Source organism: Pseudarthrobacter raffinosi, from assembly GCF_023913835.1.
Classification (GTDB): Bacteria; Actinomycetota; Actinomycetes; order Actinomycetales; family Micrococcaceae; genus Arthrobacter; species Arthrobacter raffinosi.
Genome location: NZ_JAMXBG010000016.1, coordinates 47286 through 69175, shown reverse-complemented (window position 1 = coordinate 69175; position 21890 = coordinate 47286). Strand labels below are relative to the sequence as shown.

At 64.9% G+C, this 21890-nt stretch carries 15 protein-coding genes; 7 read left to right on the top strand and 8 right to left on the bottom strand.

The annotated features are described in order from the left end of the window. Nucleotides 1-8 precede the first annotated feature (8 nt). Both NG697_RS15355 and rpsT read left to right on the top strand, forming a co-directional pair. Entirely contained in the window at nt 9-557 is a 549-nt protein-coding gene (locus NG697_RS15355; RefSeq protein ID WP_252614596.1) for a type II toxin-antitoxin system PemK/MazF family toxin, read from the top strand. A gap of 168 nt (nt 558-725) precedes the next feature. Further along, nucleotides 726-986 (top strand): 30S ribosomal protein S20, encoded by a 261-nt coding sequence (rpsT, locus tag NG697_RS15350; RefSeq protein ID WP_056340153.1) that lies wholly within the window; start codon nt 726-728, stop codon nt 984-986. Between the two features lie 120 nt (nt 987-1106). Here rpsT and holA read toward each other — a convergent pair whose 3' ends face one another. Genes holA through NG697_RS15335 form a run of 3 tightly spaced genes read right to left on the bottom strand, consistent with a single transcriptional unit; the run spans nt 1107 to nt 4958 of the window. Continuing rightward, nucleotides 1107-2123 carry a DNA polymerase III subunit delta gene (gene holA / locus NG697_RS15345; protein ID WP_252614595.1) on the bottom strand — a complete coding sequence of 339 codons (1017 nt, stop codon included), beginning with the start codon at nt 2121-2123 and terminating at the stop codon, nt 1107-1109. Then, on the bottom strand, nt 2057-4066 hold the full coding sequence (locus NG697_RS15340; protein ID WP_252614594.1) for a ComEC/Rec2 family competence protein: 2010 nt from the start codon (nt 4064-4066) through the stop codon (nt 2057-2059). Before NG697_RS15340 ends, holA begins: the two co-directional genes overlap by 67 nt. A 1-nt stretch (nt 4067) precedes the next feature. Beyond that, on the bottom strand, nt 4068-4958 hold the full coding sequence (locus tag NG697_RS15335; RefSeq protein ID WP_252614593.1) for a ComEA family DNA-binding protein: 891 nt from the start codon (nt 4956-4958) through the stop codon (nt 4068-4070). Between the two features lie 208 nt (nt 4959-5166). Here NG697_RS15335 and NG697_RS15330 point away from each other — a divergent pair, with 208 nt between their 5' ends. Further along, complete coding sequence (locus NG697_RS15330) at nt 5167-5589, top strand: YybH family protein (protein ID WP_252607992.1); 423 nt, start codon at nt 5167-5169, stop codon at nt 5587-5589. Nucleotides 5590-5605: 16 nt separating this feature from the next. Here NG697_RS15330 and NG697_RS15325 read toward each other — a convergent pair whose 3' ends face one another. Together NG697_RS15325 and leuS are read right to left on the bottom strand one after the other, a co-directional pair. After that, entirely contained in the window at nt 5606-6619 is a 1014-nt protein-coding gene (locus tag NG697_RS15325; RefSeq protein WP_252598877.1) for a DegV family protein, read from the bottom strand. A 56-nt stretch (nt 6620-6675) separates the two neighbouring features. Further along, nucleotides 6676-9201: a leucine--tRNA ligase gene (gene leuS, locus NG697_RS15320; protein ID WP_252607993.1), complete on the bottom strand. Its 2526-nt coding sequence runs from the start codon at nt 9199-9201 to the stop codon at nt 6676-6678. Between the two features lie 572 nt (nt 9202-9773). Here leuS and NG697_RS15315 point away from each other — a divergent pair. The 4 genes from NG697_RS15315 to NG697_RS15300 are packed head-to-tail and all read left to right on the top strand — an operon-like array spanning nt 9774 to nt 17451. Beyond that, nucleotides 9774-12920 carry an efflux RND transporter permease subunit gene (locus NG697_RS15315; protein ID WP_252614592.1) on the top strand — a complete coding sequence of 1049 codons (3147 nt, stop codon included), beginning with the start codon at nt 9774-9776 and terminating at the stop codon, nt 12918-12920. Continuing rightward, a complete protein-coding gene (locus NG697_RS15310; RefSeq protein ID WP_252598880.1) occupies nt 12917-13372 on the top strand; it encodes a hypothetical protein in 456 nt (151 codons plus the stop codon). The genes NG697_RS15315 and NG697_RS15310 overlap by 4 nt, the downstream gene beginning before the upstream one ends. Before the next feature lies 1 nt (nt 13373). Continuing rightward, the gene (locus NG697_RS15305) at nt 13374-16517 is read left to right on the top strand and encodes an efflux RND transporter permease subunit (RefSeq protein ID WP_256470733.1); all 3144 of its coding nucleotides are present in this window, start codon (nt 13374-13376) and stop codon (nt 16515-16517) included. A gap of 31 nt (nt 16518-16548) precedes the next feature. Further along, nucleotides 16549-17451 carry a hypothetical protein gene (locus NG697_RS15300; RefSeq protein WP_252614591.1) on the top strand — a complete coding sequence of 301 codons (903 nt, stop codon included), beginning with the start codon at nt 16549-16551 and terminating at the stop codon, nt 17449-17451. A gap of 116 nt (nt 17452-17567) precedes the next feature. Here NG697_RS15300 and glpK read toward each other — a convergent pair whose 3' ends face one another. The 3 genes from glpK to NG697_RS15285 all read right to left on the bottom strand — a co-directional run bounded on the left by glpK (nt 17568) and on the right by NG697_RS15285 (nt 21786). Continuing rightward, the gene (gene glpK, locus NG697_RS15295) at nt 17568-19082 is read right to left on the bottom strand and encodes a glycerol kinase GlpK (RefSeq protein WP_104060713.1); all 1515 of its coding nucleotides are present in this window, start codon (nt 19080-19082) and stop codon (nt 17568-17570) included. A gap of 45 nt (nt 19083-19127) precedes the next feature. Continuing rightward, entirely contained in the window at nt 19128-19880 is a 753-nt protein-coding gene (locus NG697_RS15290) for an MIP/aquaporin family protein (RefSeq protein ID WP_252598929.1), read from the bottom strand. Between the two features lie 94 nt (nt 19881-19974). Next, on the bottom strand, nt 19975-21786 hold the full coding sequence (locus NG697_RS15285) for a glycerol-3-phosphate dehydrogenase/oxidase (RefSeq protein ID WP_374209939.1): 1812 nt from the start codon (nt 21784-21786) through the stop codon (nt 19975-19977). Nucleotides 21787-21890: the final 104 nt, after the last annotated feature.

Below are 21890 nucleotides of genomic sequence, written 5' to 3'. Positions count from 1 at the left end.
CTTGGCCCATGCCTATCAACCTCCGCTCCTTGGCCAACGCTTTCCGGACGTCCGTCAGGGTCCTGCAGAAGTTCCGTAACGGGGCAACCCGATCAGCCGGACCGCACCCGCCTGCACCGGCCCGCCATGCGGCGCCGGTGAGGCCGGCCCCGCACGGCGTCTATCCTGGCGACTTTGCCGGCGCGGCGTCCATCCAGTACGCCCCGCAGCCCGACGGCAGTCCCGACCCCGGCGAGATTGTGTGGACCTGGGTGCCGTATGAGGAGGACCACACCCGGGGCAAAGACCGTCCGGTTCTGCTGGTGGGCAAGAGCGGACAGTACCTGTTGGGGGTAATGCTCACCAGCAGGGACCATGACCGTGCCGGCAACGGATCCGGAGACTACGTGGACATCGGAACTGGCAGTTGGGACCGCCAGCAGCGGCCCAGCGAGGCGAACCTTGGACGGATCCTGCAGATCAGCCCGGACGCCATCCGGCGCGAAGGTGCAGTTCTGGACCGGAAACGCTTCGATCTGGTGGCTGCAGGCATACGGCGCCGACACAGCTGGAAATAGCCCGCCAAATGGCCAGCTTCCGGGGGGTCTGCTATTCTGTATAGCTGTGTGTCCGTGCAGGTCGACGGCCACTGATGGTTGGCCGCCATAGGTATCCCCACGCCGCTCAGTCAATGGCCAATCTGAAAGCCCTCTAGACCATTTCCGCATTAAAAAGAGAGTTCACACGTGGCTAATATCAAGTCCCAGAAGAAGCGCATCCTTACCAACGAGAAGGCTCGCCTGCGCAACAACGCAGTCAAGTCTGAGCTGAAGACGGCCATCCGCGCCGTCAACACCGCCGTTGAGTCCACCGACAAGGATGCGGCTGCCGCTGCCCTGCTTGTTGCCGGCCGCAAGCTGGACAAGGCTGTCAGCAAGGGTGTTCTGCACAAGAACAACGCAGCAAACCGCAAGTCGGCCATCTCCAAGAAGGTCAACGCGCTGTAAGGTTTCCAGTTCACCTGAACTGATGATTGTGGCCGGCACCCGATGGGTGCCGGCCACACATCTTTAAGCCGCCAGCGTCTCTGCGCCAGAGCCACCTACCGCAGGCGCGATCAGCTGACGTCAGTGCCCGCGCACAGAGGTTGCGATGACGGTCACCGCATGTTCAACGGCATAGACGGGATCACGCGAAAGGCCCTTGACCTGGGCATCGGCCTCGGCGGTGGCCTGGATGGAGCGGACCAGGCCCTCCGGGGTCCAGCGGCGCACATCGCGCTGGGCCTGCTCCACGAGCCAGGGCTGCATGCCCAGTTCCCGGGCGATCTGCGCCGGGGATCCCTGGGCGCCGGCAACTTTGGCCACCGTCCGCAGCTTGGCTGCCAGCGCGGCAACCAGCGGAACCGGATCAGCCCCGGTGGCCAGCGCGTGGCGAAGGGTGGACAGCGCCACTGGACCGTTTCCGGCCATGGCAGCGTCCGCGACCTTGAAGGCCGTGGCCTCGATCCGGCCACCGTAGTAGCGGTCCACCAACTCCGGGGTCACTGCTCCCGTGGCATCCGCGATCAGCTGGCTGCACGCCGCCGCGAGCTCCGAAAGGTTGGCGCCGACGGCATTAACAAGCGTCTGCACGGCGTCCGAGCTGATCTTGCGTCCGGTGGCCCTGAATTCCGTTGCCACGAAAGTGGCCTTATCCGCATCCTTCTTCAGGGGCTGGCAGTCAACTACCGGCCAACCGCCAGCCTTGACGGCATCGAGGAGCTTCTTGCCGCGGACTCCCCCGGCGTGGCGCAGGACGAGCACCGCATCCGGCTCCGGGCGGGCCAGATAGGTCATTGCGTCGGCCAGGAAGGCATCGTTCATGCCTTCAACGCCTTCGACTTCGATCAGTTTGCGCTCACCGAAGAGTGAGGGGCTGACTTGCATAGCGAGGGTCCCGGCTTCGTACGTTCCGGCCATGAGGCGGCTGACTTCCACGTCGGGAAACGCCGTCCGCACCTGGGCGCGGACGTGGTCCATGGCACGGATGCCGAGGTATTCCTCCGGTCCGCCCACCAGGACGATTTCGGCAGGCGTCACGTCCCGCCAGGTGGCCGTGTTGGACGCCGGAGTCCTGGTACGTGTGGTCTGGGCTGCGGCCATGGTGGATTCCTCCCGGAAATTCTGGTGCAGTGTCTAAGCCTGCCACGGTGGGCCGCCGCCACCAAGCCGGGGCCACGCTGGCCTGGCCCGCGCCGGTCCGGCAAGCACCGCGCCGGCCAGAGCCGGGACACCGTGGCCCCCAGCTGCCGTTCCAGAAAGTCCAGCATCGATTCCGTCCGGGCGTGTAGTGCCAGGACCCAGGGCAACACCTGACGCGGCCGGATAGTCAGCCACACACCGGCGAAGGTCAGCAGGGAGAGCAGCACCATGGTCAGGAGTCCGAACGGGCCCTCGGGCCAGGGCAGCGCAGCCCCCGGCAATCCTGCCGTGATCCGTGCGGTTCCTGCCACTCCGGCGCTGAAAGTGCCTGCCGCGGCGATCAGGACGGTGGCCAGCCACGGCGCGGCAACCACCAGCGGGACGGCTGCCGTTCCCAGCAATGTCACCGGTGCTACCAGCGGGGCTGCCATCAGGTTTGCAAGCAGCGAGTACGTGGAAAACTGGGGCTGCAGGAGCACAACCACCGGGCCGCACAGCAACTGCGCGGAGAGCGGGACGGCCCAGGCGGCGGCTGCCCAGCGTGGAATCACTGCCGGGGTCCAGTCAATCATCCGTCGGCCCAGGACGATGATGCCCAGGGTCGCGAGTACCGACAAGAGGAACCCAATGCTGGTACCGAGGCCGGGGTCGATCAGGAGCAGGCCCAACACCGCGAGGCAGAGGAAACTGAGTCCGCGGCCCGTCCGGCCACCTGCCAGCGATGCCACGGCAATTGAACCCATCAGCGCGGCGCGCAGCACGCTGGCATCCGGGCCCACGAGCACCACAAACATTGCCAGGCCGGTCAGCGCCAGTCCTGCCGCGGGGAGCCGGGGCAGGCGCAGGCTGCGTGCAGCGATCAGCAGTGCACCCAGGACCAGGCTGCAGTTGGCTCCGCTGACCGCGGTCAGGTGGGTCATTCCCACCGTTTTCATCGCGGCATTGAGCCCTTCGTCCAGGGCGCTGGTATCTCCGGTAACCATGCCCGGGAGGAGGCCGGCCGGATCGGCGGCAAGGAAGGACGCAGCGGAGACATACCGGACGCGCAGGTCCTTCGCGACCAGCTGCCAGCCCGGGGCGCTGGCATCATCGACTGCGGCGCTGCTGCCGGTCCCGGAACCGGCACGGGGTGGCAGGGAGGCTGACAGGACAGCGGTTTCCTGCTGGCCTGCGTCCGGTGTCTTCAGCTTGCCGGCGGTCCGGACCACCTGGCCGGGCACCAGGTCCCCCCAGCCCTTGCCGCCCATGACCACCACCGGGGCACGGGTGCGGATGACCCGGCTGCTGACGGTGACCTGCTCCGTCTGCGCCGTTACCGACCACCGTTCGGGCGGCCCCGAAGTTCCCGGGACCGTCATGGCCCGCGGCGATCCGGTGACTTCCAGGATGGCCACCACAGAGTTGCCGGCGGCTACAGCTTCGGCAAGCGGCCCGTCGTGGCGTTGCGACGAGGAGACGGCCGAATGGGCAGCGGCGGTCGCGGCCAGCAGCAAGGCAACCGCGGTGGTCATAAGAAAGCTCCGCCGGCCTGCCACCAGCGCCCGGCCGCGTGAGGCCCGGATCAACAGGCACGTGGCCACCAGCACCAAGCCGCAACAGAGCCCCACCAGCGCCACAGGGCTAAGCCAGACGCCGGCGACGGCGGCACTCCAGACGAGGAGGGCGGGCAGGGCCAGCCTGACGTCGGTGCGCCGGCGCGGCGCGGCCGTTGCTGCACTCGATGGCTCCTGGCCCCGGAGTTTCGTCCCGACGCGTTCACCCAGCCTGCGGACCTTCAGCCCCGCGGCCTGGACCCCGGCGGACGTAGTCATGGCGGGCGTATCCACGGGTGCCGGTGCCGCGGGAGCTCCCTGGCCCTGCACGGCCGAGTCAACAAAGCGGCTCCACGGGCTGCGCCTGGCCATCTCAGACGCCTACCAAGGGAAGGAGTGTCTCGAGCATCTTTGGACCCACGCCGTCCACGGCGTCGAGCTCCTCGGTCGATGTGAACGGGCCGTGTTCCTTGCGCCAGTCCACGATCCGCTGCGCCAGCACGGGCCCAACCTTCGGCAGGGCGTCCAGTTCTTCGACGCCTGCTGTGTTGAGGTTGACCTTTCCTCCTTCTGACGCGGTCCCACCGCCGTCAGTCTCCTCCCCCGGTCCCCCGAGTGGACCGGACGAACCGGCGGGGATTTCTTCGCCGGCCTGGGGAACGTAGAGCTTCTGACCGTCCGCCAGCACGGCAGCAAGGTTGAGGCGGTTCAGGTCTGCTGTAGGCGTGCCTCCGCCTGCCGCGGCGACTGCTTCGTGAACCCGGCTGCCAGCGGGCAACTGAACAATCCCCGGCACAGCGATGGCCCCGGCCACATGGATAATGACCGTGCCGGATTGTGGACTTTCCGAGGGCAGTTCGGGCGGCCCGGCCCCGTGGGGCTCCGGGCCTTCGGTTCCTTCCCGAGCAGGCATGCTGCCCTGAGCGGAGACGTCACTGAGTGGCCTGACTTCTGGCTGACCGGCGGCTACTTGTGCCCAGAACCAGACGCTGCCAAGCACCGCGAGTGCGGCGATGAGCAGGGCGACCCGCAGGCCCACCCGCCATCTCAGCGCCGGTCCTGTCCTGCCTGTTCCGGCAGCGGACTCATCAGCAGCCCCCGAAGCGGCGTCGTCACCGGATAGGTAAGTACCGCCGTCGTACTCAAAGACCTTTTCGCCACTGCCGGTGAGCAGAAGCCCCGGGCCGGCTCCGAGCGTGGACGGCAGCCGGTCCCGGGCATGCCGGGCCCCCTGGCGTGCTGCTCCAGCGTCCCGGCGTGACATGCTCCCAACGCTAGGGAAGCAGGGCCGCGGGTGACAGTCCCGGCTACACCTATGTGGAAACTGCTAGGTGTATAACCGCCGGGAAGGTCCAGCTTCGGGACTCGAGCCGCCGCCCCGCTGGAAGATTCAGGAGGCCAGTGACCGGCGGGGCATGAAGCCGCTAAGATTCGCTTACCTTAGAAGCCCTATGAGTTAGTTGGTGGGACCAATGCAGCTTGACGAGGTCATCGACCAGTTTCATCAGGCGCTAAATCAGTTTGCTAAAGGCAACCCGGAACCCGTCAAGGCCATTTTCTCCCACAGCAGAGATGTCTCCCTTGCTAATCCCTGGGGCCCTCCGGTGGTCGGCTGGGAGCGAGTATCAGGGGCCCTCGATTCGGCGGCGGCACGATTCAAATCTGGACGCGTCATGGCTTTTGATGCCCTCACCAAGCACGTCACAACCGATCTCGCCTGCTTCCTGGACATAGAACACTGGCAGGCCAAGGTGGGAGGAGCCGACAAAATATCAGCATTTGAGCTACGGGTTACGAGCATCTATCGCCTCGAAGGCGACACCTGGGCACTCGTGCACCGGCATGCAGACCCGATCACCACACCGCAGCCCCCGGACGCCGTCTTGAGAAAATGACAGCCGGGAAACGCACCTATAGCGAAACTGCGGGGAGTTCCGGCTCCGGGGCTGCCGGGCCGTCCTCGCCCACGATCACCGCGAGCACGCCGAGCCCGGCGTGGGCTGCCAGGACGGCGGGCAGGGAGCTGATCTGGGCCGGCGGACAGCTTGGCAAGGCGGCAGACAGCCTGGCTGCCAGCGCTTCTGCCTCGACCGGATTCCCGAAGTGGTGGACGGCGAGGCGGGCCTGGCCGTGGGGGCGCGATGCGGCGTCCGCGGCGGCCAGTTCCTCGAGGCGGGCAACAGCTTTGGCTGCTGATCTGACCTTTTCCAGCGGCACGATCTTGCCGTCGTCGACGGCCAGGATGGGTTTGATGGCGAACATGGTCCCCAGCAGCGAGGCGGCCGCGCCGATCCGCCCGCCCCGGCGGAGCTGTTCCAGGCTGGGCACGTAGAAATAGACCTTGGTCCGCGCGAACTGCGCCGCCGCCGCGGCGGCTACGGCTGCGGTGTCGCTGCCTGCCGCGGCTGCTGCCACAGCGGCCTGCACGCCCATGCCCAGTGCCATGCCCACGGTGCAAGAGTCGAGGACTTCCACGGGGATGGTCACCCGGGTGGCCGCGAGCCGCGCCGCGTCCGCCGTTCCGGACAAGCCGCCGGAAATGTGGATGGAGACCACGCCCTCGTAGCCCAGCCGTTCGGCGGCCAGGAAGGCTTGTTCAAACTGTCCCGGTGACGGGCGGGACGTCTTGACCGACGTGCCGCTGGCGAGTGCCAGCGCAATGGTTTCGGTGATGTCGTCTTCGCCCTCACCGTAAATTTCCGCGCCAACCATAACGGGCATCGCGATGACAGTCAGGCGCCCGTCCCCTGCACAGGCATGCACCCAGTCGGCCGGCAGTGCAGCGGCAGAATCCGTCACCACCGCGGTACGGACGACGACGGCGGGCGGGGTGGAGGGTACTGGCACACCGGCGCGCGGTGCGGGACGGAGGGCAGCCAGACGCTCCCGGAGCCAGAGCCACGCGGCGGCGTCACGGTCGGGCAAGAGCGCCTCCTGGTTTAGGGCCGGCCGCCGGTTGGCCCGGCGGCCGGTGTCCCGGACTAGGCCGGGACGATGTTGACCAGTTTAGGCGCTCGCACGATCACGGTGCGGATGCCGCGGCCGTCGAGCGCGCGCTGGACGTTTTCGCTGGCCAGCGCCAGTTCCCGCAGTTCGTCCTGGCCGATCCCGGGCGAGACTTCAAGGCGGTCACGGACCTTGCCCTGGACCTGGACCACCGCGGTGACGGTCTCCTGGACCAGCAGCGCTTCGTCGTACATCGGCCAGCCGGCGTTCGCCACGGACGCGGGGTGACCCAGGACGTTCCACATGTCTTCCGCGGTGTACGGCGCGAAGAGGCTCAGGATGACGGCAACGGCTTCCGCTGCCTCGCGGACGGCGGGATCGGCCCCGCCGGCGCCGGCATCTATAGCCTTGCGGGTCGCATTGACCAGCTCCATCAGCTTGGCCACCACCACGTTGAACTTGTTGGTGTCCAACAGCGCGGCGGCGTCGGCGATGGTGCGGTGCGTGACGGAACGCAACGCGCGGCCACCGGCGGTAACGTCGGCACCGGGCTCGCTGGTGACGTCCTGCGCCAGGCGCCAGGCACGGGCCAGGAACTTTGCGGAGCCCGACGGCGAAACGTCCGCCCAGTCGACGTCGTCCTCCGGCGGGGAGGCGAAGATCATGGTCAGGCGCACGGCGTCCACGCCGAACTTGTCCAGCTGCTCGCTGAGGTCAACGCCGTTGCCCAGCGACTTGCTCATGGCCTTGCCCCCGTTGAGGACCTGGCCCTGGTTCAGGAGCGCGCTGAAGGGCTCGTCGGCGTCGATCATGCCGAGGTCGTGGATGACCTTGGTGAAGAAGCGGGCGTACAGCAGGTGCAGGATGGCGTGCTCCACGCCGCCCACGTACTGGCCGACCGGCATCCACTCGTTGATCTTTGCCGGGTCGAATGGCCCCTCGGTGTACTGCGGGGAAACAAACCGCAGGAAGTACCAGGACGAATCCACGAAGGTGTCCATGGTGTCAGTATCGCGCTTTGCCGGCCCGTGGCAGTTGGGGCAGTCAACGTTGACCCAGGCCTCGGCGGCGGCCAGGGGGGACGTACCCTTCGGGGACAGGTCCTCGCCGCGCAGGTCCGCCGGCAGCCTGACAGGCAGCTGCTCGTCGGGAACCGGAACCTCGCCGCAGGCAGGGCAGTGGATGATTGGGATGGGCGTGCCCCAGAAACGCTGGCGGCTCAGCAGCCAGTCGCGCAGGCGGAAGTTGACGAATTTCTCCCCGGTGCCCTGCTGTTCCAGGATGTCGATGGCAGCCGGGATGGCTTCGGCCTTCGGCAGCCCATCGAGGACGCCCGAGTTGATCAGGGTGCCCTCGCCCGAAGTGGCCTTGCCGGACACAGTGGGATCCTCTTCACCGGTATCCAGCACGGCGCGGACAGGCAGGTCGAACGTCTTGGCGAAGTCGAGGTCGCGCTGGTCGTGTGCCGGGACGGCCATGATGGCGCCGGTGCCGTAGTCGGCCAGGACGTAGTCAGCGGCCCAGACCGGAAGTTTTTCGCCGTTCAGCGGGTTGACGGCGTAGCGGCCGGTGAAGACACCGGTCTTTTCGCGTTCGGTGGACTGGCGTTCGATCTCGGTGAGTGCCTTGACCTGTTCGCGGTAGGCGTCCAAGGCGGCGGCGTGCTCCTCGGTGACGAGTTCGACGGCGATCGGCGCGTCGGCTGCGACAACAAAGAACGTGGCGCCGTACAGCGTGTCCGGGCGGGTGGTGAAGACGGTGACGTCCTTGGCGGGCTTGCCGCCGACGGCCTCGATCACAAAGTTGACGTGGGCACCTTCGGAGCGGCCGATCCAGTTCTTCTGCATCGCCAGAACCCGCTCGGGCCAGTGGCCGCGCAGCTCGTCCATGTCATCGAGCAGCCGGTCAGCGTACTCGGTGATCTTGAAGTACCACTGGTTCAGGGACTTCTTGGTGACGGGGGTGCCGCAGCGTTCGCAGGCACCGTTGACCACCTGTTCGTTGGCCAGGACGGTCTGGTCCTTGGGGCACCAGTTGACCGGGGAGTCCTTGCGGTACGCCAGGCCCTTCTCGTAGAAGCGCTTGAACAGCCACTGGGTCCAGCGGTAGTACTCGGGGTCCGAGGTGTGGACCCGACGGGACCAGTCCGCGGAGATCGCGTAACGCTTGAAGGACGCCGCCTGGGTGTCGATGTTGGCGTAGGTCCACTCGCTCGGGTGGGCGTTGCGCTTGATGGCGGCGTTTTCCGCCGGCAGCCCGAAGGAGTCCCAGCCGATCGGGTGCAGGACGTCGAAGCCCTTTTGCCGCAGGTAGCGGGCCACAACATCACCCATGGCAAAGGCCTCGGCGTGGCCCATGTGCAGGTCACCCGAGGGGTACGGGAACATGTCCAGCACGTAGCGGCGTTCGCGGGAACCATCATCCACAGGCGTGAAAACCTTAAGGTCTTCCCACACCTGCGGCCATTTGGCCTCCATCGCCGCGAAGCTGTAGGCACCCTCTTCGGGTGTTTCCGCCGCCACTGCTGCTGTTCCGGTCTCTGTCTCCGGCTGAACGCTCACTGCTGCCCTCTTCTGTTCTGTTGTGGCATCGGTGCTGCCACAACGGTCTGATCCCCTCTGCTGCCGGCCCGGAAACATGCCCGGACACACAAAAGCCCCTCTCCATGGAGGGGCAGCCGCACGGCAATCCGGTTGTTTCCGGACACCGGGCGGCTAGCTAAGCAGAAGGATCGCACGCATAGGACTACTTTAGCCTACCCACTGCAGGTGGGCAGGCCTAGGTTATGGGAAAGCCAGTCCGGGCCGGGCGCAGGGGCGCGTGGCCAGTGCCGGCACCGTCGAAGTGGACAGTGCCGCCGGGCCCTTTGGGTAACCCAGATCTCTTCGCCAAAGAGAACCCTGTAGCGGGGTGGCTCAAGGGGGTAGGGTCTACCCTTGCCAACCCAGCGCAATCGGTCCACAGTATTGTCAAGTCTGTGGGGAAACTAGACGGTCTCAGGTCGAGGAGCCTGACATGTATTCTTGGCGTTTATGTCCCGCACAACGTTGTGATGGACTGAAAATTCCGTCCATCACCTCTGCGAAGAAGTAGCGAGGGACTAGTCGTGTTTGGCTGGGTTACCCGGTTCAGCATGCAGTTCCGAATCTTGGTTCTCGCCCTCGCGGCGGGCCTTATTACTTTTGGCATCGTAAACGTTCCACATATGGCCGTGGACACCATGCCGGAGTTCGCCCCAGCACAGGTAGAGATCCAGACTGAGGCCCTAGGGCTCTCCGCGGTTGAAGTTGAGCAGCTTATTACCGCACCGATGGAAGCAGACCTCCTCAACGGCGTGGCCTGGCTGGACGAGATCCGCTCGAAATCCGTCCCGGGGCTGTCGTCCATCGAACTGGTCTTCGAGCCCGGCACGGACCTCCTGCGCGCACGCCAGTTGGTCGCGGAACGGATGACGCAGGCGCACGCGCTGCCTAACGTCTCATCGCCGCCGCTGATCATGCAGCCCATGTCCTCCACCAGCCGCGTGGTGATGGTCAGGATGAACTCCAAGGAGCTCTCCGGCATTGAGATGTCGGTCCTGGCCAGATGGAAAATCAAGCCGCGGCTGATCGGTATCCCGGGCGTGGCGAACGTGTCCATCTGGGGCCAGCGCGAACAGCAGCTGCAGGTTGAGGTCACTCCGACGCAGCTGCGCGACAAAGGCATTACCCTTGAGCAGCTAATTAAGACCACAGGCAACGCGGTCTGGGTTTCGCCGTTGAGCTTCCTGGAGGCTTCGACGCCCGGGACCGGCGGTTTCGTGGAGTCGCCCAACCAGCGCCTTGGCATCCAGCACGTCCTTCCCATCCGCACGCCGGCCGACCTGGCCAAGGTCAGCGTGGAGGACACGGACCCGCAGTTGCTTCTGGGCGACATTGCCCAGGTCAAGGTAGACCACCAGCCGCTGATCGGTGACGCCGTTGGGGCGGACGCCGGCCTGATGCTGGTGATCGAGAAGTTCCCCGGCGTCAGCGCCCTGGAGGTCACCCGTCGTGTTGAGGCGGCCCTCAAGGACATGGAGCCGGGCCTCACGGGCGTCCAGATCGATACTTCTGTCTTCAGGCCTGCGACCGGTGTTCAGGACTCCGTCAACAGCCTCGGCCTGGCGCTCCTGATCAGCCTGCTGATTGCGGTAGCACTGTTTTGGCTGCTGTTCCGGTCCTGGCGGGTCGCCGTGATCGCACTCGTGGCCATCGCCACTACCGTCACGACGGCGGCGGTGGTGCTGTTCGCCCAAAACGCAACACTTAACATCACCGTCCTGATAGGAGTTCTGCTCGGCACGTCCGTGATCGTGGGCGACATCGTGGAAGACGTTCAGGCCCACCGACGACAGCGCGCCGTCCGCGAGGCGACGGACGCCGAGGCTACCCCGAGGTCGCGCAGCAGCTACATCGTCCGCGGGGTCCGCACGCCGCTGTTCCACGCATCGCTGATGATGGTGGTCGTCCTCGTTCCGACCCTCTTCGTGACTGGAGTAGGCGGCTCGTTTCTTTCGCCGCTTTTCTGGTCGTTGGCGCTGACGCTGGCCGCCGCCCTGATCGTAGGCTTGTCCGTCACACCGGTACTGGCGTATTTCCTCCTCCCGTCCAAGACCGCGACCGACCGGGAACTTCCCGCCGTCGGACGGGGAAAGGCGTACTACGACCGCGCACTGGGCGGGGTCAACTCCCGGAAGCCCCTGGCGATTGTGGCCATCGTGGTCGTGGGGATCCTTGGCGTCGCTGCCGGCTCGCAACTGGCAGGAAACCGGCCGCTCGTTCCCACCATGCCCGACCGGACCCTGTTGGTGCAGTGGGACACCATGGCCGGGACGTCCAATGAAGAAGTCCGGCGGATCGCTGCCCTGGCCTCCGATGAACTCAGGGCCCTCCCGGGGGTTTCGGGCGTCGGCGGTCACGTGGGACGCGCCATCTCTGCGGATCAGGTGGTTGGCAACAGCTCTGCTGAGCTGTGGGTGTCGATCGCACGGGACGCCAACTTCGGCGAAACGGAGCGGGCGGTACGGGACGTGGTCCAGGGCTACCCGGGCATCGCGCACAACGTGCTGAACTACTCCCAACAGACCGTCGGCGACATGCGCTCCAGCCTGGAGCCGGGATTCGCGGTCCGCGTCTACGGAACGGAAATGCCGGTGCTCCGTGAAAAGGCAGAAGAGGTCCGCCAGGCCCTCCAGAAGATTGACGGTGTGAACAACCCGACCATCGACGCTGCCGCCATGACCGCGATCGTAGAGGTCCAGGTCAATCTCGAGGCTGCCCAAAAGTTCGGCATCAAGCCCGGTGACGCGAGGCGCGCCGCTGCGACACTGATGCAGGGCATCGTCGTCGGGAACCTCTTTGAGGAGCAGAAGGTGTTCGAAGTGGTTGTTCGCGGCGCGGTTGGCGTCCGGGATGACCTGACCAGCATCCGTGAGCTGCTCCTTGACGCTCCTAATGGCGGCCACGTCCAACTGGGCCAGGTCGCCGACGTTCGCATGGTCCCCAGCGAAGTTGTTATCCAGCACGATGCCACCTCGCGGCGGATCGACGTCGTGGCTGACGTCAGCGGACGCCCGCTGGCAGATATCCAGCGGGACATCGAGGCGGCCATCCAACAAATCCAGTTCCCGCTCGAACACCACGCCGAGATCCCCACGAAATACAGCCAGCTGCAGGCCGCAGACACCCTGGTTCATGGACTCGGAATGGCGGCCATCCTGGCTGTGCTGCTTCTGCTTCAGACTGCACTGCGGAGCTGGAAGCTTGCCCTCGCCGTCTTCCTGACGCTTCCCGCCGCGATGGCGGGAGCAGCGGTCGCCGCATGGATCGGGGCGGAGTCCCTGTCCTGGCTGTCGCTGACGGCGTTTGCGGCCGTGGTGGCCATCGCTGCACGTAATGCGGCGCTCCTGTCCGCGCGTGTTGACGAACTCTGGCGGGAGTCCGAACAGATGTCACGCACTGACCTGGTCATGACGGCGGCCCGGGACCGGATATCGCCGATCCTGAAATCCGCCCTCATTACGTTCCTCGTGCTGATACCGCCCGCCATCCTCGGCGGCGCGGTAGGCCAGACCCTGATCGTGCCCATGCTGCTGATCCTAGCCGGCGGGCTCGTGACCACAACGCTCGTGGGGATCTTTGTGCTCCCGCTGCTCACACTCTGGTTCGGTCCCCGCACCGAGCCGGAAGAGTGGTCAGAGGTCTACGAATCGGAAGTTCCAGTCACCCCTGTTATGCCGGAAAAGGTGGAAGTATCATGACCAGCAAATGGACCCTGCGGCGCCTGCCAGTGGCGGCCGCTGCCTGCGCAGCACTGCTGTTTTCACTGCCCGCCTGTGCTCAACCCTCAGCCATGGCAGAAACCGCATCTGAAGCGGCTGCCAAGGTGGAAAAGAATGCCACCACCGGCATAGCACGCATCACCCTGAGCGAGCGGGCCATTGAACGGCTGGAGCTGCTCACCGACACGGTCAAGCCGGGTCCGGGGGACGCAGGCGTCCTGTTCCCATACGCAGCGCTGCTGTACGACGCGGAGGGGAAGACCTGGGTCTACATCAACCCCGAGCCACGGGTGTACGAGCGCCAGCCCGTCACGGTGACCAAAATCGAAGCGGGCGCGGTCACAGCCAGTGTCGGCCCAGCTGTTGGAACGCCTGTGGTAACAGTAGCCGCGGCTGAGTTGTTCGGCGCAGAGTTCGTTACGGGCAAATGACATGCGCCGGATAGTCGCGGCAAGCCTAAGGTTCAGATCGATCATCATCGCGATGGCGGCGGCGCTGCTGATGGTAGGCGGCGCCCAGCTCAGCAGTGCCTCGGTGGACGTGTTCCCTGAATTCGCGCCGCCGAAAGTGGAGGTCCAGACAGCCTGCCTGGGACTTACCGCCGCTGAGGTGGAAGAACTCGTTTCGGTTCCCATGGAAGAAGCCTTCAACGGCATCGACGGCCTCCACCACATGCGGTCCAAGTCGGTACCGCAGCTGTCCTCGATTGTGATGGAATTCGAGAACGGCACGGATCTGCTCACTGCCCGACAGTTGGTGTCCGAGCGGATGGCGACGGTCATTCCGACGCTGCCCACCTGGGCGGCGCCGCCGATCATGCTGCAGCCCCTGTCCTCCACCAGCCGGGTCATGAAGATCGGGCTGTCCTCGGACACCCGGTCCCTGATCGAGATGTCAATGATTTCCTACTGGAACATCAGGGCCCATCTGCTCCGCGTTCCCGGCGTGGCAAACGTGGCAATCTGGGGCGAACGTCTCCAGATGCTTCAAGTCCAGGCTGACCCGGCCAAGCTGGCCGCAAACAAGGTCAGCCTGGAAACCGTCATGAGCACCACCGCCAATGCCCTCGACGCCGGCCTGCTCCAGTATTCCACCGGTGCCGTGATCGGCACCGGAGGTTCCCTGGACACACCCAGCCAGACAATTGGGGTCAGGCACGTCCAACCCATCACCACACCTGCGGACCTCGCGAAGGTGGCACTGGAGGATCGTGAGGGGCAGCCCCCGCTCCAGCTGGGCGACGTGGCCAATGTGGTGGAGGACCACCAGCAGCTGATCGGTGACGCCGTCATTAACGGCGGACCGGGTCTGATGCTGATCGTGGAAAAACTGCCTTGGGGCAACACCCTCGAAGTGACAAAGGGGGTGGAAGAGGCCATGAAACAACTCGAGCCCGGCCTGACCGGAATCGCTGTGGACACGGCCATCTTCCGGCCTGCAACCTTCATTGAGGAATCCCTCGACAACCTGGGCGTAGCCCTGCTGCTCGGATGCCTGCTGGTCATCCTGGTATTGAGTGTCTTCCTCTTCCAGTGGCGGACGGCATTGGTCAGCGTCCTGGCCATCCCGTTGTCACTGGTGGCGGCGGCCCTCGTGTTGTATTGGACCGGCGGCACGATCAATACCATGGTGCTTGCGGGGTTGGTGATTGCCGTCGGGGTGGTGGTGGACGATGCCATCATCGACGTCGAGAACATCGTCAGACGGCTCCGGCACCACCGGGCCAGTGGCGCCACCGGAAGCACCGCCAGGGTGGTGGTCAACGCCTCGCTTGAGGTCCGCGGACCGATTGTGTACGCCACGCTGATCATCGTCGCCGCCACGGTTCCGATCTTCTTCCTGGACGGGCTGACAGGGGCGTTTTTCCGGCCGCTGGCCACCTCCTACACGCTCGCGGTGATCGCGTCCATGGTCGTGGCGCTGACCGTCACGCCGGCAATGGCGTACATCGTCCTGCGAAATGCCAAACTGGAGGACCGGGATCCGCCCGTGGTCAGGGTCCTGAAGCGCTGGTACGCCAACGCGCTCCGGCCCATTGTCCGCCGTCCTGTCCCCGGCTACCTGACACTGGCCGCCGTCGGGATGGTCGGCATTGTGGCGGCGCCGCTGCTGGGCCAATCGTTGCTCCCGGAATTCAAGGAGCGTGATTTCCTGATGCACTGGCTCACGCAGCCGGGCACGTCAAACGCCGAGGAAGTCCGCGTCAGTGAGCTGGCCTGCAGGGAACTCATGACGATCCCCGGCGTGAACAACTGTGGGGCCCACACCGGACAGGCATTCAATGCCGATGAGGTGGTGGGCGTCTACTTCGGTGAGAACTGGATCAGCGTCGACCCCGGGGTGGATTATGACCAAACCCTGGCAGCAGTGGCGGCGGTCGTGGACGGCTATCCCGGAATCCAACGGGACGTGCAGACGTACCTCAAGGAACGCATTCGCGAGGTACTCACCGGAACCGGTTACGCCGTCGTCGTCCGTGTGTACGGCGACGACCTTGCGACGCTGCGCCAGGAGGCTGACAAGATCAAAACCATTCTGGGCGGCATTGACGGAGCCATCGGCGCGAAGGTTGCCCTCCAGGCCAACATTCCGCAGATCGATGTGGAAGTGAACCTGGAAGCGGCGAACCGCTACGGGCTGAAGCCGGGCGATGTGCGGCGTGCCGCGGCGACCTTCGTTGCCGGTGAAGAGGTAGGCGACATTTACCGGGACGGGAAGGCCTACGACGTCCAGGTGTGGAGCCCGCCGGAGGCCCGGACGAGTGTCACGAACATTGAGAACCTTCCCCTCGATACGCCGAGCGGGGTCAAGATCCGGATGGCTGATGTCGCCACGATTTCGGTCAAGCCCACGCCCAACGTCATTGAGCGTTCGGAGGGATCCAGGCGCATCGACGTCAGTGCCAACGTCAAGGAAGGTGATCTGGCGAAGGTCGTGGAGAAGCTCAATTCCGATATGGAATCTGTTCAGTTCCCGGTGGGCTACAGCGCGGTTGTCCTCGGCGAATACGCCGAACGCCAGGCCGCATCCCAACGTCTGCTGCTCTACTCCATTGGCGCGGTCATCGTCGTCTTCCTTCTACTGCAGGCTGCTTTCAAGAGTTGGCGGCTGGCCACCCTGGCCATCCTGACCCTGCCGGTGGCTCTCGTGGGCGGAGTGATCGCCGCACACCTCAGCGGCGGAATCCTGTCCCTCGGTTCGCTGGTTGGCTTCCTGACGCTCATGGGGCTCGCGGCACGCAATGGCATCCTGCTCATCAACCACTGCCAGCATCTGGAGCAGTTCGAGGGCATGGCCTTCGGACCCGCGCTGGTGCTTCGGGGGGCTGCAGAGCGGTTGTCGCCGATCCTTATGACCACGCTGGCCACTGCCCTGGCCTTGGTTCCGCTCGTGGTAATGGGTAACATCCCGGGCCACGAGATCGAACATCCCATGGCGGTGGTGATCCTAGGCGGGCTGGTCACGTCGACGATGGTCAACCTGTTCATCGTCCCGTCGCTGTACCTGCGTTTCGCCAAAGGCGTCCGCGGCCGCCGGCACGGGGCACACGAGCTGGAACCCGCGCCTGCGGTCTAGCAGATCCCCACGAGTATGAAAGGCACGTGAGATGGCTTTTCGAGCACATCGGTTCACGGCATACGGGTCCGCATTGCTGCTGGCCTTCGGATCGCTGACAGTGGTGTCGGCACCCACAGCGGGTGCCGCGCCGCCGGCCCCGGAACTCTGCGGGCCCGGCTCCGCGATCAACTTTGACCGTTCGGATTTCCAGGCTTCCCCGCGGATCGATAACAAATGGTTCCCGCTCAAGCCTGGCATGCAGTACACGACGACGGGGACCGTGACCTCTGCCGAAGGGATCAGCACACGCACTGTCGTCCATACAGTCACCGGGCTGACCAAGGTAATTGACGGCGTCAAGACCCGTGTCCTGTGGGACCGCGACTACTCGGACGGCGAACTGGTGGAATCCGAACTGGCCTTCTTTGCGCAGACTGGAAAGGGAACGGTCTGGCTATTCGGCGAATATCCGGAGGAATACGAAAACGGCGAGTTCGTTGGTGCGCCCAGCACTTTCATCAGCGGGCTTGCCAAGGCCCAGGCCGGCATCGCCATGCAGGCCAGGCCCCGGACCGGCACGCCGGACTATGTCCAGGCCTATGCACCCAAGGTTGACTTCCTTGACTGCGGGACAGTTTTCAAGAAGCACCAGCGCGTCTGCGTCCCGACTGGCTGCTACGACGATGTACTGGTGATCGATGAATACAACCCGCTGGAACCGCCTGAGGCAGGCCACCAGCGGAAGTTCTACTCAGCCGGAACAGGGCTAGTGAAAGTCACCGCCGTCGGCGGTCCCGACCAGGAATTCATGGACCTCGTGAAAGTGAAGAAGCTGGGCGCCGCGCAGTTCGCGGCCGTCAACACACAAGCGCTGGAACTGGATGAGCGGGCATACTCAGTCAGCAGAAGCGTCTATGCGAAGACACCGCCGGCTGAACTCGACGGACCCTGACCACCGTGCTGGCGAGGGTTGGTGACCGGGGGTCCTGACCCGCACAAGACCAGGGAGGGCGGCACTCCTCGGGCCGCCCTCCCTGTTCGTTGCTGTCCGGAGACGGTTCGGAGTGCCTAGCGGACGTCCTCGTCGACCCAATCCATGGACTTCGTCACGGCCTTCCTCCACAGGCGCAGCTGCCGGTCCTGCTCGGCCTGGTCCAGTTTCGGTTCCCACCTCTTGTCCTCGGACCAGTTGGACGAGAGTTCGCCGAGGTCCTTCCAGAAGCCGACGGCGAGGCCGGCTGCGTAGGCGGCGCCCAGTGCGGTGGTTTCCACTACCTTCGGCCGGATCACCGGAACGCCCAGGATGTCCGCCTGGAACTGCATCAGCGCGTCGTTGGCAACCATGCCGCCGTCGACCTTCAGTTCAGTGAGCGGAACGCCGGAATCCGCGTTGACCGCGTCCAGCACCTCGCGGGTCTGGAAGGCTGTGGCCTCCAGCGCCGCCCGGGCGATGTGGTTCTTGTTGACGAACCGGGTCAGGCCCACGATGGCGCCGCGGGCATCCGAACGCCAGTACGGGGCGAAGAGCCCCGAGAAGGCCGGAACGATGTAGACGCCGCCGTTGTCCTCAACGGCCGCCGCCAGCGTTTCCACCTCCGGCGCGCTGCTGATCATGCCCAAATTGTCCCGGAGCCACTGAATCAGGGAACCGGTGACCGCGATGGAGCCTTCCAGCGCATAGTGCGTTGGGGCATCGCCGAGCTTGTACCCGACCGTGGTGAGCAGACCGTTCTTCGAGTGAACAATCTCCTCGCCGGTATTGAAGATCAGGAAGCAGCCGGTGCCGTACGTGTTCTTGGCTTCACCAGCCTCGAACGCCGCCTGCCCGAACGTGGCGGCCTGCTGGTCACCCAGGATGCCTGAAACCGGAACTTCGCGCAGCAGCTGAGAGGTGTGCACGGTGCCGTAGACCTCCGAGGAGGACTTGATGGCCGGCATCATGCTCAGCGGCACTCCGAAGATGCCCAGGATCTCCTCGTCCCAGGTCAGGGTCTCCAGGTCCATGAACAACGTGCGGGAGGCGTTGGTGACGTCCGTGACGTGCACGCCGCCGTCCACCCCGCCCGTCAGGTTCCAGAGGACCCAGGCGTCGGTGTTGCCGAAGACGAGGTCGCCGGCTTCCGCTTTGGCCCGGGCGCCGTCAACGTTGTCCAGGATCCACTTGATCTTTGTCCCTGAGAAATACGTGGCCAGCGGCAGCCCCACCTTCTGCTTGAACCGCTCCGGGCCGCCGTCCTTGGCCAGCTCATCCACGATGTCCTGGGTCCGTGTGTCCTGCCAGACAATCGCGTTATAGACGGCCTCGCCGGTGGTCTTGTCCCAGACAACCGCTGTCTCGCGCTGGTTGGTAATTCCGACGGCGGCAATATCGTGCCGGGTCAGGTTCGCCTTGGAGAGGGCGGACGCGATCACTTCGCGGGTGTTGTTCCAGATCTCAGCAGGGTTGTGCTCCACCCAGCCCGCCTGCGGGAAGATCTGCTCGTGCTCCATCTGGCCCGAGGAAACGATGTTGCCGCTGTGGTCAAAGATGATGGCGCGGGAGCTGGTGGTGCCCTGGTCAATGGCGATGACGTATTGGTTCATGGTGACGTCCTTGTCTGTATTTTTGTGTGTGTTTGAAAATGGTTACTAGCCGGCGACGGCAGGCATGATCGCGGGAACCCAGAACGCCACCAGGCCGGCAAGGCTACCGCCGACCAATGGCCCTACGACGGGGATCCAGGAGTAGGCCCAGTCACTGGAACCCTTGCCCTTGATGGGCAGGATGGCGTGGGCGATGCGGGGCCCGAGGTCGCGGGCCGGATTAATGGCATAACCCGTGGGTCCACCCAGGGATACGCCGATGCCCACCACGAGCAGTGCCACCGCCAGCGGCCCCAGGCCCGAGGGCGTCCCGCCGAACGTCAGGATAACGAATACAAGGACAAACGTGCCGATGATCTCCGTGATCAGGTTCCAGGGCGTGGAGCGGATGGCCGGACCGGTGGAAAACGTCGCCAGCTTGTTGGCTTCCACGGGTTCGGCATCGAAGTGCTGCTTGTATGCGACCCAGCAAAGGACAGCACCCAGGAAGGCGCCGAGCAGTTCGCCACCGAAGTAGGTGAACGTGGACGCGACATCCACCGGGACGTCCGGAGCATACTCCTTGCCGCCCTTAACCAGTAGGCCCAGCGTGACGGCCGGATTGAGGTGGGCGCCGGATTTGGCGGCAACGAAAACACCCGCGAAGACGGCGATCCCCCACCCCCAGGTCACCATCAGGAACCCGCCGCTGTTGCCTTTTGTGCCCTTCAGGGCAACGTTGGCCACGACGCCGCAACCCAGCAGGGTGAGCATCGCCGTTCCGAAGACTTCGGAAAGAAAAACAATTCCAAGAGACATCATTGACTCCTCTATTTTCTATTGTGCGGTCCTTCGCGGGTTGAAGGACCGTTGAACCGGAGCGCTTTGACGCCCCGGCTGCAGCCTGGTCTGCCTAGGCGACCAGGCTGTGGATCTGTACGCGGTGGAATCGCTCCAGTACTTCCCGCGCATGCTTGATCTCGTCGGTCTTGGCTGTGGCATCCCAGCCCAGCGGGGCGGACAGGACGTCCGCAACCTCGACAAGAAGTTCTCCGGTGACAAGTCCACGGAAGGCGAGCGACGTACGCCTGATCAGGACATCGATGAGGTGCCCGATCTGCTCGTTCCGGGCCATAAACTCCAGCTCACGGACGCTGAGTTCACGGGTGGAACGGAGCAACCTGTCCGGGCCGGCATCAAGGTAGCGGATCACGTCGTCAGCCCTCGTGCCGTAGCGGGTCAGCAGGACGGCGGAGCGGTCCGCGTCCCGGCCGGCACCCATATGAGCCTTGATCCATTTCTGGACTCCGGCGTCATCCTCGGGGAAGCCGGCGCCGCCTCCGATGGCGAGTTTCGCCGTCGAGACCTTCCGTTCCATCCTCAGCTCGGCAAGCACATCATTTGCCATGTGCTCGGCCAGAGCCCGGAAAGTGGTCCACTTACCGCCCACCAGGCTGAGTACGACGGCGGTTCCTGCGCCGGGTGCCCCGGCAGCCGGGGTGCGCCGTTCAATCCGGTAGTCGCGCGAGACAAACCCCGGCTGGGTGGCGTCGTGGCGTGGCAGCGGGCGGACACCGGAGAACGTGTAGACGATCTGGTCACGCTGCACGGTGATGTCCGGGAAGACGTGGCCGATCAGGTTGAAGAAGTACTCGATCTCCTCATCCGTGCACACTGCGTCCTGCGTCATGTCGGCAAGGACGTCAGTGGTTCCCACCAGGACCCGGTCGCCCATGGGATAGATGAGGACGATCCGGCCGTCCGTGTGCTCAAAGAAGATCTCCCGGCCTTTGCAGGCCTCGAGCAGGACCGGGTGGTCCAGCACAATGTGCGATCCCTTCGTGCCGCCCATAAAGGCCGACGCCGCCCCCATGGCTTCGTTGGTCAGGTCCACCCAGGCGCCGGTGGTGTTGACGATGACGTCCGCGGTGAAATCAAACAGCTCGCCAGTCAGTTCGTCGCGGAGCTGGACCGTGGTGCCGGACTGTGCGGCAGCCCCGCCGAGCGAATGGAGTGCGAGGTAGTTGCTCGCCCGTGCTGTTGAGCTTTCCGGTCCGCCGCTGCCTTGCCCCGCTTTTTCGCCGTCCTGGAGCACATCGAGCGTAAGGCGCTCGGGGTTGTGGACCGAGGCGTCGAAATAGGTGGCTGCGTATTTGATGCCGGGATGCAGCTGCGGCAGCTCGGCGAGGGCACGCTTGCGTCCGCGGAACTGGTGGCGCTGCACGGAGCCGCCGTCCCGGGAGAACGAGTCGTACATACTCAGGCCCAGTTTGATCAGGAAGGCGCCGCGCTCTTTGGGCTTGCCCTGCTGCTTGTGCGTGAGGAACCGCAACGGTGCGGACAGGACGCCGGAAAAAGTGCTGAAGATCGGGATGGTGGTCTGGAGGGGCTTCACATAATGCGGCGCGATCCGCAGGAGGCGGTTGCGTTCCACCACGGATTCGCGGACGAGGCGGAATTCCCCGTTTTCCAGGTAACGGATGCCGCCGTGAATCATATGGGAGGACGCGCCGCTGGCACCCTGGCAGTAATCGCCACGCTCCACCAGGGCCACGTCCACTCCCTGCAGGGCGAGGTCCCGGAAGGTTCCCACGCCGTTGATGCCACCGCCGATGATCAACACCTTGGCGTGCGGACGATTCCGCAGACCCTGCACCGATACGCGCGGCACGGTGCTGTGGGCGGGCGTGGCTCCGCTGTGGCCGAATGTATGTTTGAGTCCCAACACTGCTCCTTGGGTTTATTGGCGTGCGGGCATCCGCCGGATGCACCGTCGTTCTTCAACTATTGTTTGGAGTAATGGAAAATGGAGTCAAGCACTATGCACAA